Source organism: Eubacteriaceae bacterium Marseille-Q4139 (assembly GCA_018223415.1).
Lineage (GTDB): Bacteria > Bacillota > Clostridia > Lachnospirales > Lachnospiraceae > CABSIM01.
The window spans coordinates 1,166,353-1,178,801 of the sequence record JAGTTQ010000001.1; the positions used below are offsets into that span (position 1 = coordinate 1,166,353).

Annotated in this window: 14 protein-coding genes and 1 pseudogene; 2 read left to right on the forward strand and 13 right to left on the reverse strand. The window is 48.9% G+C overall.

Features of this window, described 5'->3' with window-relative positions:
• Positions 1–365: 365 nt before the first annotated feature.
• Together KE531_05500 and KE531_05505 are read right to left on the reverse strand one after the other, a co-directional pair.
• Positions 366–671: a molecular chaperone gene (locus KE531_05500; GenBank protein ID MBR9953080.1), complete on the reverse strand. Its 306-nt coding sequence runs from the start codon at positions 669–671 to the stop codon at positions 366–368.
• The gene (locus KE531_05505) at positions 655–948 is read right to left on the reverse strand and encodes a hypothetical protein (protein ID MBR9953081.1); all 294 of its coding nucleotides are present in this window, start codon (positions 946–948) and stop codon (positions 655–657) included. The genes KE531_05500 and KE531_05505 overlap by 17 nt, the downstream gene beginning before the upstream one ends.
• 331 nt (positions 949–1,279) lie before the next feature.
• Between KE531_05505 and KE531_05510 the strand changes: the two genes are divergently transcribed.
• A complete protein-coding gene (locus tag KE531_05510) occupies positions 1,280–2,128 on the forward strand; it encodes a helix-turn-helix transcriptional regulator (protein ID MBR9953082.1) in 849 nt (282 codons plus the stop codon).
• Positions 2,129–2,167: 39 nt separating this feature from the next.
• Here the strand turns inward: KE531_05510 and KE531_05515 are convergent, their stop codons facing one another.
• From KE531_05515 to KE531_05555, 9 genes and pseudogenes are all read right to left on the reverse strand, one after another.
• Entirely contained in the window at positions 2,168–5,326 is a 3,159-nt protein-coding gene (locus KE531_05515) for an N-6 DNA methylase (GenBank protein MBR9953083.1), read from the reverse strand.
• Positions 5,319–5,519, reverse strand: a complete 201-nt coding sequence (locus KE531_05520) for a helix-turn-helix domain-containing protein (GenBank protein ID MBR9953084.1) — start codon at positions 5,517–5,519, stop codon at positions 5,319–5,321. The genes KE531_05515 and KE531_05520 overlap by 8 nt, the downstream gene beginning before the upstream one ends.
• A gap of 213 nt (positions 5,520–5,732) precedes the next feature.
• Positions 5,733–6,017, reverse strand: a complete 285-nt coding sequence (locus tag KE531_05525) for a hypothetical protein (protein ID MBR9953085.1) — start codon at positions 6,015–6,017, stop codon at positions 5,733–5,735.
• A 1-nt stretch (position 6,018) separates the two neighbouring features.
• Positions 6,019–6,411: a TnpV protein gene (locus KE531_05530; protein ID MBR9953086.1), complete on the reverse strand. Its 393-nt coding sequence runs from the start codon at positions 6,409–6,411 to the stop codon at positions 6,019–6,021.
• A 101-nt stretch (positions 6,412–6,512) separates the two neighbouring features.
• Positions 6,513–8,105, reverse strand: a pseudogene (locus KE531_05535) (type IV secretory system conjugative DNA transfer family protein).
• Positions 8,106–8,107: 2 nt separating this feature from the next.
• A complete protein-coding gene (locus KE531_05540) occupies positions 8,108–8,608 on the reverse strand; it encodes a PcfB family protein (GenBank protein ID MBR9953087.1) in 501 nt (166 codons plus the stop codon).
• A 101-nt stretch (positions 8,609–8,709) separates the two neighbouring features.
• Positions 8,710–9,021, reverse strand: a complete 312-nt coding sequence (locus KE531_05545) for a hypothetical protein (GenBank protein ID MBR9953088.1) — start codon at positions 9,019–9,021, stop codon at positions 8,710–8,712.
• Positions 9,014–9,376 carry a hypothetical protein gene (locus KE531_05550; GenBank protein MBR9953089.1) on the reverse strand — a complete coding sequence of 121 codons (363 nt, stop codon included), beginning with the start codon at positions 9,374–9,376 and terminating at the stop codon, positions 9,014–9,016. Before KE531_05550 ends, KE531_05545 begins: the two co-directional genes overlap by 8 nt.
• Positions 9,377–9,424: 48 nt before the next feature.
• Positions 9,425–10,318 carry a helix-turn-helix domain-containing protein gene (locus tag KE531_05555; protein ID MBR9953090.1) on the reverse strand — a complete coding sequence of 298 codons (894 nt, stop codon included), beginning with the start codon at positions 10,316–10,318 and terminating at the stop codon, positions 9,425–9,427.
• 283 nt (positions 10,319–10,601) lie between these two features.
• Between KE531_05555 and KE531_05560 the strand changes: the two genes are divergently transcribed.
• Positions 10,602–11,828 (forward strand): IS110 family transposase, encoded by a 1,227-nt coding sequence (locus KE531_05560; protein MBR9953091.1) that lies wholly within the window; start codon positions 10,602–10,604, stop codon positions 11,826–11,828.
• Positions 11,829–11,947: 119 nt separating this feature from the next.
• On the opposite strand, the gene KE531_05565 is transcribed toward KE531_05560, so the two are convergent.
• The gene (locus KE531_05565) at positions 11,948–12,139 is read right to left on the reverse strand and encodes a hypothetical protein (protein ID MBR9953092.1); all 192 of its coding nucleotides are present in this window, start codon (positions 12,137–12,139) and stop codon (positions 11,948–11,950) included.
• A 27-nt stretch (positions 12,140–12,166) separates the two neighbouring features.
• Complete coding sequence (locus KE531_05570; GenBank protein ID MBR9953093.1) at positions 12,167–12,442, reverse strand: hypothetical protein; 276 nt, start codon at positions 12,440–12,442, stop codon at positions 12,167–12,169.
• Positions 12,443–12,449: the final 7 nt, after the last annotated feature.

Genomic DNA, 12,449 nt, shown 5'->3' on the forward strand with positions numbered 1-12,449 from the left:
CGGCGAAGCCGCTAAACCTGCGGATTTCTGCGTCAGGTAATACCCAGTACGAGTTGACGCAAGGCATCAACTCTCCCTGGGCAAGGCGTTTCACCCTTGACCCGATGGGGCGGCTGCCCTCAACCCGCCAATGGGCTTTGCCCCTTGACCCCAACAGGGCGCTGCGCCCCTGTACCCAGCACAAAGGGCTTGCCGCCCTCTGTACTCCTTGACTTCCAACACTTGTACGGTTTCTGTCAGCTCCTCCGGCTCTGAATGCTCCTTTTGTCGCATTTCCCGGCAGGGTGATGCAGGGGTATCCCGTTACCAATTCACCGCAAAATACCGGGTGCAGACCCGCTATTTTCCTGTAAATTGACCCGGTTTCAGACGCTCTTCTTGTCCGTCCGCAAGACCTGAAATCCGTGCTGTTTGGCGTATTCTCTGGCAGCCGCCAACCTCTCCTCACTGTACGGCGGTACCAGACGGATGGACAGGCGGGACTTGTCCATCACATAGGTCACACTGCCCTCAGTGGTGCTGCGCTCCAACCGGCACAGCTGGGGATACTTGCGGCTGAACTCGGCCAGCCTGCGCTTCAGATCGGCGTTGAAGGTGTAGATACTGGCGGTGTCCTCCGCCTCGTTCCAGTTGATGATGGTTTCTTTCTCATACTTAGACAGCTTCGTCATACAGATCCTCCTCATAGTCGGTGTTTTCCTTTGCCAAACGCAGGCGGCGCTTGGCACGGTAATACTCGTCCATCTCCGTACGGAGCTGATGATAAAAGCCGGTGTACCAGCTTTCTTCCATCTCCGTTTCCATCTTCCGGGCCAGCTCCAGCATCCGATGTTTGGCCTGAGGGTCAACGGTTAAGGCGGTCAGCCATTTCAGCCGTGTCACCGTGTTGTGGTGGTTGGGACAGGCAAAGTCGTACAGTACTTTCTTTTCCCGGATACTCAACTTCATAAAAATCAACCTCCTAAAAGTTTATTTTCCATGTGTTAGTTGCCGGTTTGCCTGCAATCGCTCCTGCCCGGATTTTCCCCGGCGTATTGTCCTTCTTGATGCGCTCCTGTCATGGCGTCACTTCCCCAAAGGTCATACCCCTTGCAGCCGGTCATTCAGTTTTCAAGGTTCTATGTCTCCTGACAAAACTCATTTTACCGAAAAAACAGGCTCTCTCCCGTATGTCCAAAACGATGGAAAATGGCTTGAAATCAGCATATTTCCACGCTTATGGAATCATGGTATAATGATGATAAACGGAAGGATTTTCCTAATGAGAGGGGGATTGTGGATGCACACAAAACTGTCTATCCCGGAACGATTAAAGGATTTGCGGGTGGTGGATAAGCACCTAACCCTGGAGCAGCTGGCCGAGCAGACAGGGCTTTCCAAATCTGCTCTCAGCAAATATGAGAGCGACGACTATAAGGACATCAGTCCCTTTGCCATCGCTACGCTGGCGGAATTTTATGGGGTGTCCACCGATTACCTGATGGGGTTGTCGGAAAATAAAAATCACCCAAACACAGAGCTTCAGGCCCTGCATTTGAGTGATGATATGGTTACATTATTGAGCAGCGGAAAAATCAACAACCGGCTGCTGTGTGAGATTGCCACACATGAGAACTTCCAGCGACTGATGACGGATATTGAGATTTTCGTTGATCGGATCGCCGATATGCGAATTGCCCAGATGAATCTGGTGCTGGAGGCCACCCGGCAGGAAGTGATCCGCAGTCATGCGCCGGGGGATAACGACCTTTATGTCCGCACGCTGGAGCTCGGCCAGGTACAGGAGAGTGATTTTTTCAGCCACACGATCCATGATGATCTGGACAGTATCGTTCAGGATATTCGTCAGGCTCATGTCACCGACCGTACCACCGCTGATTCGCAGCCGACTTTCACAGAGGTCAAGGAAAAGTTTGACCGTGCCATGCAGCTGGGCAGTAATGAGGAACGGGTGATTCATGAGTTTTGCGACCAGATGCAAATTCCATTTGACAAGATTGCTTCCGAGGATTTCTCAGCGTTTATGCGGATACTGAGCCTGTCTAAACTGCTTAAAAATCCCAACAATATGAGGGGAAAGGCCCGGCCACAGGCATACCATGGGACAAAGAAGAAAAAGCGCAAGTAAAAAGGAAGCGCTCAAAATAAAATGAGCGCTTCCTTTTGATTAAATGGAAATTTTCTTGGATATTAGTGCATCCAATTTTTCAATGATTTCCTTCTGACTATTTTGTACTGATATAAACTTCTGGGCAATCTCCTTTTGAAGTGAAAGGCTAATATTTCCTTCACCGTCGACGGGAATTGGTACCATAATGTCGTTTAACATCGAAGGATATAGTTTCGTAAATTCATCTTCTCCGTTATCGCCTTTTCGACCTTTAGCCAGCTCCCGGAATATGGGTTCCAATGTAAATTTCATATAATCGAAGTCCAAATCTTGACGCCCGTTTTTAGGAACCAAGATTCCACGATCTCCGTTAATAGAAAATTTACCATCCAGAATAAGAATCGTACCTGCAAATCCATTTGTTGACCATGTCATATAACGACCATCATAATCGTAGGTATCTAAATGGGTCAGTGTCCCTTGACTTGATGCCGAGTAGACAGGATAGGGGCCTGAGTGTAGGTTCCCGTACTTTTTGGTGTACTTTGACTTTCCTTTAATAGTGTCAAATAGCTCACTCAAAGGCAAATATTCAATCGCATATTCGTCACAATTCGGCACAATAGAAACCTGTGAGAGATTTGCAATTTGTTCAACAACAGTTTCTTTGGTTTGTTCCAAAGTTACATAACCTGCGGCGATTTCTTTTTGCTTTTCAAGCCAAGGCTCTCCGTTATGGTCTACCGGAACAGCAAATTTTACAGATTGAATCATAAATGGTGGTAGCGATGTGTACTCATTCTCTCCATTATCGCCTTGCCGCCCTTTTTTAAGCTCTCTAAAAATAGGTTCCAAGGTATATTTTGCGTACTCCAGGTCTATATTTGTGTCTTTCAGCAGGAGTATTCCACGGTGGTTGGTTGCGGAAAAAGGTGATCTGTGAATCATCATGTAGCCCGCTAAACCATCTATTGCCCATGTCAATGCCGGAACATTATAATCATAGGAATCGATCTGCGCAAATGGTCCAAATGTGTTGCCAGAATATAATGGATACTCACCAGTGTGTTCATGTACATAGCTTCGAGTATATTTTCCGTCGCCACGAACAATATCAAACACCTGGGTAATGGGAATTTCTAAAAACTGAAGGTCCTCATCGTTTTTTTTTTCAACTTCAGCCAATGGTTCATCAAGTTCAGACAATGTGTTAATCGTATCAGCAAGTAAAACTCTAAAGTCATTTACTCCGATTATCTTGGATTCTTCCTCGATACCAAGAGCCTGCCGTTCTTCGTGATTCCACCATCGTTCCACGCACCAATGAGTTCCGTTGTAAAAGTCATCAATGCTCGAAATTTTGCATCTCTTATCACCAATCATGTTCAATGTGTTGGCAAAGCTCGTTTTCGCACCCTTGAACATATTAAAAAGATCAGATGCAACCTGCAAATCATTTTGATCGATGTCAAAACGGTACACATCACGAGTTTCTCCGATTTCCGAACACAAATAGGTAAATACTGGGGAGGTTTGGCGCTGAAGCGTAGGCACACCATCCACCATAACAGGTGCTTTTTTTGTCAGAGCAAGAATGTAAGTTTTTTTGTTAGTTGTGAAGAAAGTGTTTAACGGAAGAGAGATGACAGCATCAATTTCACACTGCTCCAATATAAAGTCACGGAGCTTTTTGTCGTTACTGCGGTTCATAATACCATCAGGCACGACAATAAACGCTTTTCCATTTGGTTTGAGGGCACGAATAATCCATTCCATGAACAAACCTTCGATACCCATTGCGCTTACAGAAAAGTATTTCTTGAGTGTATCATCCTTGGAAATCTCTTCCTTCAAATTACTACTTCCGCTCATAACATAAGGCGGATTCGTTAAAATCAGATCATACTGATCATGGACAGGCTTTGCCAAGGTTCCAAGAATCGAGTTGGTCTGAAGCAAAAATGTGTCGTTAAAAAGTTTAGCAAATTTATCTGTCATTTCTGGATGCTCTCGGAGCAAACCAGACATATAAATCAGCATATTTGCTTTAGCAAGAATGATTGTTTTTTGTTCGTCCTTATCAAATCCTTTGTCAAAACCACTCAGCGTAATTTGGGGCTTTAGCTCTCCATCCTCCACTTTATAGAATCGGTGCAAATCGTGAAGAATCGGTTCAAGCAAGAATTTTCCGACGCCACACGCCGGATCGCAAATCTTCATACCCGGAGCGATGTCTATCATATTGACAATAGCTCGAACTACCTTCAAGGGTGTAAAGTATTGACCCCAATTTTTCTTACTGATTGATTCTTTCAAGAATGTTTCAAACAGCTTGCTTTTGAAGTCATAGTCTATGTTCTCTAAAGTCCCAAAATCATTAAAACGCTTAAGAATTTTGTGGAAAACAGTCGCATATCCAGAAACAGCCTTGTCATCTTTGGATACAAAAATTGTTCCATTGATAATGGTAGTTTTATCCTTCGGGTTGCCAGGGAAAAGAGCTTTAATCTTTACTCGTACCGTGGAAGCATAATATTCAAGCACCTCATTCTCATTATTGCCAGAGTATTTTCCCAGCAAATCATAGAATGAATACATTCCCTTCAAAACACCTAAATCGCTGAGGTATTTGAAGATGAAAATCTCAACAAAGGTGTACAAACAATTTTCAGGCGTAGCTCCTGAAACAGCCCATAAATCTTGCCATACTTTTTCGGCCAGAGGCAGAGGATCAACAGACGCAGCAGCCTTGATTTGATTATTGGTAGCATTAATAGAGGCTCGAATCTTATTGATGAGGGTAATACACTCTGTGCTACTCTTGTCAAAATTTAATGTAATGCGGCTACCATCTTCCTGTAGAATTTCTTGACCGGTAGCGGGGTTAATCCAAAAAGTTTTCTTGCCGTCAGTAACAATGTAAACTTTTGCCTGCAATATCTGAGCTGTCCCAATTTCTTGTGCAATAGCTTTAGCAATCTGCTTTTCGGTTCGCAACTCCTGAGGGGTCTTATACTCGATAGCTGCGATAATAATTGGCTTTTTAACAATCAAGGCATCCGGCTTTTTTCCCTCATATGCCTCATAGTCTTTATCGGGAATAATCTTCGCTCCTTTAAGAGCTTTTAATGTAGTAGCGCCAATATTGTAGAAATTCCAATCGCCCATTTTTTCAGGAGCTTCTATCAAATTACGCTGAATCAGTTCTTCACTCAATGGTATCTGCTCCTTCCTGCCCCGTACTGGTGGCGTTTAGATAGGCATCTATGTCATCTTTACGGATGCGCCAGCTTCGACTTCCAACTTTGGAAGCAACAAGTTCCTTAGAGGCAATCATTCGCCGTACCGTTTTATCGCATACTTTCAAATATTCAGCCGCTTGAGCAACTGTAAATAGTTCGTCTGCCATAACACATTCACCCCATTTTGTCAAGTATATCATTATTTTTTATGGGGTGCAATATGTTTGGGGGAAATTTTGCGAATTTATCAAACTCAAATGGACAATAAAGGATTTAATTGGACAATCTATGTTTTCGATTGTCCAAAAATTCTTTATTTTTGAAGATTAATAGACGGGATAAACCATTGACATTTTTATTTTGAGTATATTGTTAAAATACTAATCACTATTATGGTGGTGTTTGAGTAACTCATACACTTCTTTCATAAGCATCATTCCTAAGGAAAAACCGTATTGAAATTGTGCTTCCAACTCCATACAGTGAACATCGATCACATGGGTGTGAAACTGGTTGACCAGCTCCATCTGCTCTTTAGAAAGCTTTTCCTCTAACTCGGTAAGCAGCTCTCCAGTGTGCCTATGTAGCTTGCGGTATTCTTTTTCATGGGGAACTACCTGTTCTGCGGGGTAGATATTACCACAATATAAGTCATCTAACACCATCTCACAGCACCTCTTTTGTATTATAGATCAGTTCGTGACTGACAATTTCCTCCGCACGGTTTCGGATGCTGTTCATGGCTCCGACCCATGCCATCTGATCTTGGACTTTCAATTCCTCTGTGATTCCCTCAACTTCTTTCATATGGGCAATGATACAATCCAACCGGTTCTGTGCCTGCTCGTTCAAATCGCTCAGATATGTCCAGAGTTTGCCAGTCAAGATCAGGTCATTATACTGGGCTGGATGGCACTGCTCCAGATAGGCTTTGTGCATACGGCCCCAAATCCCAATGGGGCGGTTTTCCTCCGGCAGCTGTAAGTCTGGGATGTAATAATCACCGACCAGCGTATAGCCGATGCCGTTTTCACTGGTTTTCTTCGGTAAGTGTTCCATAAGCGACCTCCTGTATTCGATTTTTCTCCGAATCCAGCTGATCGTATCCCTGTTCATGTCAAATTCAAGGCAGCTGAACTCTTCATCAACAAGTATGGCATATCTTTGCCGAGCTTTTGGTAGTTAAGAGAATGGGATGTCTCGCGGCCCCGGCTCTCGCCGGTGTTGTAGGTGTCGATGGTCTCCTTGCCCAGCACGGCGGCCAGCTCCTTGAGGGTTGTCGGCTCTTTGCCGCCCAGGAAGATGGAGGTATCCATGTTGCCGATGATGGTATCGGCGTTGTCCTTGTAGATAGCTTTGAGCTGGGACTGTGCTTGCAGCACCAGGCAGGCGGAAATCTCACGGCTTCGGATGGTGGCAACCAGCTTTTCCAGCCGAGGGATCTGTCCAATATTGGCGGCCTCGTCAATGAGGCACCGCACATGGACCGGCAGCCGCCCGCCGTACACATCGTCCGCTTTTTCGCAGAGCAGATTGAACAGCTGGGTGTAGCACATGGAGATCAGGAAGTTAAAGCTATCGTCCGTGTCGCTCATAATCAAGAACAAGGCGGTTTTCCGGTCTCCCAGGGTATCCAGCTCCAGCTCGTCGTAGGCCGTGACCTCCCGCAGCTCCGCGATGTCGAACACGGCAAGGCGCGCACCGCAGGAAATCAGGATGGATTTTGCGGTTTTGCCCGCAGCCAGCTTGTACTTTTTGTACTGACGGACGGCGAAGTGGTTGGGCTTCTCTGCCTCCAGCGCGTCAAACATCAGGTCCACGGGGTTCTTGAACTCCTCGTCATCCTCCCGGACCTCCATCGCGTTGATGAACTCGATGAGGGTGGAGAAATTCTGTTCCTCCACCGGGGCCTCGTAGTGGATATACCCAATGAGGGCGCAGTACAAAAGCGTCTCGGCCTTAACCCAAAAATCGTCCCCGGCCTTGCCCTCGCCCTTGGTGTTGGCGATCAGCGTCGTGACCAGTTTCAAGATGTCCTTTTCGGAGTGGATGTAGGCAAAGGGATTATAGTGCATGGACTTCTTGAAGTTGATGGTATTGAGGACTTTGATCCGATAAGGCTCATAGATGTCCTTGCCGTGCTTATCCTTCATGGGCTTGCCGTCCTTGCCCAGCTTGGGTGTGCCGCGCTGAAGCATTTTGCCGCACTCCACCAGGATGGTGCCTTTTGGGTCTGTCACCACATAGGAGCTGTGCATCTGCATCAGGTTCGGTTTCAGCCAGAAGCGGGTCTTGCCGGAACCGGAGCCACCGATCACCAGCACATTTTTGTTTCTGGCGGTCTTGGGGTCCTTGGGGCGGCTGTTCATGGTCAGGCTCTCGGTTTTAGTCAGAATCACATTGTTCTGGAACACCGGGTCGATGTAGGGTGCGATGTCCTCATGGGTGCCCCAGCGGGCGCTGCCATACTCCATACCGTGCCGGTACTTCTTGGCGTTCTTGCTTTTGAGATACACGGCCAATCGCAGGCCAGCGCCGCAGCACAGCCCCACCAGCAGGTCCAAAGGGTGCAGGCTGGGCCACCAGCTGGCCAGCGCCACCGGCAGCGTGGAGAAGAACGAAAGCATTTTTGCCGAAGCGTCCGCACCCACGGCCATCCGCCATCCTTCACCGAAGTTGGTTGCGAACAGCCCCATCAGGATATAGGGCATATTCAGCAAAAGGAGCTTTTTGATGTCAAGTTGCTTTTTCATCTTCATCGTTCCAGCTCCTTCCGCTTGTTCCGGTCCACAACGGCGTGTTTCACCAGCTCTTTGAACTGGCTCAGCTTTGCCAGCACGGACGGACGCTCTGTTTTCTGCGCCTTTCTGACCTTCTTGCCGGTGTACTCGGTAAAGGCAGCGGTCAGGGCATCCGCATCGCGGCCTTTGAAAAAGATCAGGTACTTGGGCGGGGAGCTGCTGCGGTCCTTCTTCACCGCATAGTCAACGCCGTATTTCCGGGCGATCTTTTCAAACTCCTTGATGGAGGGGTCGGTGATCTCGATGTTGGAAACGCCCTGATTCTGGCCGATCAGCTGCTTCACCGTCTGTTTGCCGTGGGGAATCACGGGGGTATCCCGGCTTTTCTGCTTTTGCAGCTTCTTTTCCTTGCGGTGGGCAAGGTACTTGGTGATGGCGGCCTTAAACAGCCGCCCGGTAAACTTTGTTCCGCTGACTACCAGCGTCAAAGTCCTGTTTTCCACTTCCTCCTGCATAGGTCATCGCCTCCTTTCCACGGATTTTGCAGGGGTGGCGCTTGATACTAAGGCGGGACCACCAGCCGCCGCAGCAGGTATTTCATCATGGCAGGCTCCTTTCAACGCAGCTGATCGGAGCGGTCATAGTACAGATGTCCCTGGCGCACCTTGGCATGGCTGAGAATCTTGATGTGGCCCTTTTCCTGGTTCTCCAGGCTTTTCTGGTATCCGGCCTCCGTCAGAAACAGGCGGGTCCGTTCGCCTTTCCAGCCCACCGGCGAATCGTGGGTCAGCACATCGAAGATAATCATGTGCCGGGTGTCCTCGGCAAACCGCTCCAAATCCATGTACTCATGGCCGTGGTAGTTCTGCGCCCCGGCCTTGAGCCGCATTTCCTCCATCAGCTGGCCCACGGTCTTACGCTCAGGCATGGCGCGCACCTCCTTTCCCGCGTCCCTGGCCTTTCACAGTCAGGATACCGTCCAGGGTGGTAGCGGTGATCCGCAGGCGCTCAGCGGTGGCGATGTCATTCTTCACGGTCTCGTCGATGCCGTGGCCGCAGACCACCAGCACATGGGACCGGCGCAGATAGTCTCGCACCATATCCAGCCCGTCCTTGTGTTCCTGGGGAATCTCGTCCTTGAGGAAGGTGGACAAGAACAGAACCGGGCAGATGGGCGAATACCCGGCGTCGTACACCTGGCGGCAGTAGGTGGCAGCGTTCTCGGCGTTCTCATACTGGTTGTTGCTCCAGGGAGCCGTAATGTAGGCAAGAGGTCGTTTCATGGCAAAATCCTTTCTCCCGGTATTGCCGGGCAACAGAAAAGCGGCTGTTTACCAGCCGCCTGTGTTCATATCGTGATTGACTTGTACGGTGTAGTGATTGCTGATCGTGGTGGGCGCGTTGAACAGCACTGCAAGCAAATACTGTTTCATATTGCGGACCTCCGTGGTGTTTTTCTGCATACCGTCCATGACAAATCGGATATGCTCGCTATCCAGCTTCAAGAACCGGGAGCGCACGACTTCATGGGGAAAGTCGCTGCCAGCGATCCGAGTGGTTTTACGTTTGGCACAAACGGTCTCCACCATCAGCTCCACAATCTCGTCCAGGTCCTCACGGTAGGTCGAAAACTCTCTGCACAGATAGTCATACTCGATGTTCTCCAGAATCAATTCCCGATAATTTTCTATCTCTGAGACAGACATCGCATCCCTTCCTTTCCGTTCCGGCAGCTGTGCTGCCGCTGTTTCCCGGAAGGGAATGGAATCGGTACTTGCTCCATGAGTATTTTGTTTTTGAGTATTTGGTTTCTCTATATTTAATTCTGCGGGCTTTTCCGTATCCGGTTTATCCAGATACGGGTTTTCCGTATCTGGTGAAGCCGTATCTGGTACAGCCGTATCCGGCCTTGGCGTTTCTGGCTGCCTGGGCTGGGGTTTCTCATAAATCACATACTCGGTGTCGCTGATCCGGCCTTGTTGGTCCCGCAGCTGGTTCCGCACGATGTAACCGGCGGTTTCCAACTCCCGCAGCGCACTGCCGATGGCATCAACGCCCTCCTTGCAGATTTTCGCAAGTCCACGGGTAGTATAGTTCCAGTCATCAGGCAGGGATAACATCATGGAAAGAAGCCCCTTTGCCTTGAGGGATAGTTCGTGGTTCCGCAGGTGATGATTGCTCATCACGGTATAATCTTTGGTCCGTTCAATGCGAAAAACGGCCATTGACTTCACTCCTTTCTAATTTTAGGGCATGAAACTTCATGCCGCATTACATGCTTGCACCACGATGAATGAAAACCAGGTGCAGCAGACAAGGCAGTATGGTAAAATATAGATGCACGGCACAAGATCGGCTTTTTTTGCCGCTACGAGCGCGCGCATGAAACTGGTTTTGCTCTCCTGTTGAACCACAAATTGTCCCAGCCAAACGGCAGTAAAGGACGTATAGCAAAATAATTGCTTTAGGAGAGCGCGCCGTGACAACTTTTGTAAGGAGCGCAGGAGTATGGAAGTTGTCTATCGGTGTTGTTGTGGGATTGATGTGCATAAGAAGATCATCGTGGCCTGCTTGGATCAGGGCGGAGAGCAGAGCCTGCGTGAATTCGGCACAACGACCAGCGAGATCAAGTCTTTGGCAACCTGGCTCACAGAATCAGGCTGTGAAATGATTGCCATGGAAAGCACGGGCGTATTTTGGAAACCACTGTATAACCTGTTTGAGCTGATGGATTTGGATGCCATGGTTGTCAATGCGGCACACATGAAAGCACTGCCCGGCCGCAAAACCGATGTGAAAGACGCAGAATGGATCGCGGATCTGCTTCGCCACGGACTGCTGAAAGCAAGTTATATTCCCAGCCGGGAACAGCGGGAGCTGCGTGAAATTACCCGTTACCGAAAAAGCCTGACAGAGGAACGGTGCAGAGAAACCAACCGTCTACAAAAGATCCTGGAGGGCGCCAACATCAAATTGGACTCTGTGGTCAAAGACATCAACGGAAAGAGTGCCAGAAAGCTGCTGGAAAAGATCATTGAAGATGACGTCCCAACCAGTGAGGAGGAAGTATCTAAGGTGGTTCATGGACGGATGCGTTCTAAACTGGGGCAACTCGTGACAGCCATTGAGGGGATTACCACACCGCTGCAAAGAAAGTTACTGGCGCAGGTTATAGACCATATCGATGATCTGACCAGGCGTATTGCCGACTTGGATAAACTGGTACAGGATTACATGGACGAATATGAAGCGGCGATTGCTGCTCTTTGCGATATTCCCGGTATCGCCCGGCGCAGCGCCGAGGTGATTCTGGCGGAAATCGGTCTGGATATGAGCAGATTTCCCAGTGCCGCCCATCTTTGTTCCTGGGCTGGGGTTTGCCCCGGCAACTGCCAGAGCGCAGGACGGCGAAAGCACGGGAAAACAACAAAAGGCAACAAACCGCTCAAGACGATTTTGACCCAATGTGCAAAATCTGCACGTTCTGTAAAAGGGTCTTATTTCTCGGCGCAATACCAGCGGATCGCCGCAAGACGAGGTAAGAACCGTGCCACACTTGCGGTTGCACATTCCATGCTGATCGCCATATACCACATGTTGAAAAACAGCGCGCCTTTTCGTGATTTGGGATCTGACTATTACGACTCTTTCAATCGGGATAGAAAAATACATAGTTACCTGAAACGCCTGAAAGCATTGGGCTGGGAACCTGATGCCCTGCCCGGCTCCGCCTGATCCAACAACTTATACAGTCAATTAGCCTGCCGTCCGGGCGGGCTGGGTTGTTGCGCCCTTCCGGAGGAAGGTTTTCATAACAAAAAAGCCACAATCCTTCGTGAAAAAGACTGTGGCTTTCAGCTGTTTTTGTTGTTCTGCCAGGGCCGGTAAGGACGCTTGTACTTCGGCGGATGACTGAACATCGGCTCATGCTCCGAAAACGGGAGGGTCTGCAAAACCCGGTCAATGTCGGTGGATTCCATATCATACTGGGACTGGCAACTTTCCCGGATGGCATCTTTGATGCTCTGGACAGTACACATATTCATTCCTTTCCTTTCGTAGTGATAATGAGTTTACGGGTGGCGGCGGCGCTTGTCCGGTTTGAAGTCGAGCACATGGCCCTCGATCACACGGGCATACCGCTTGATTTTGATTTCCCGACGCTTCTGGCTTACGAGGGCGGCCTGATACCCGTCCTCCGTAAGAAACAGCCGCATATCATCGCCGGGGCAGCCGTAGGAACAAGGGCGCTGAACGGAAAACTCGATCATCCAGCGGGTGCTGTCCTGAAAACGCTCTACGGCCAAGATATTGTGTCCTTTCAGCTCACGGGCTGAAATATCCCTCATAGGCGGC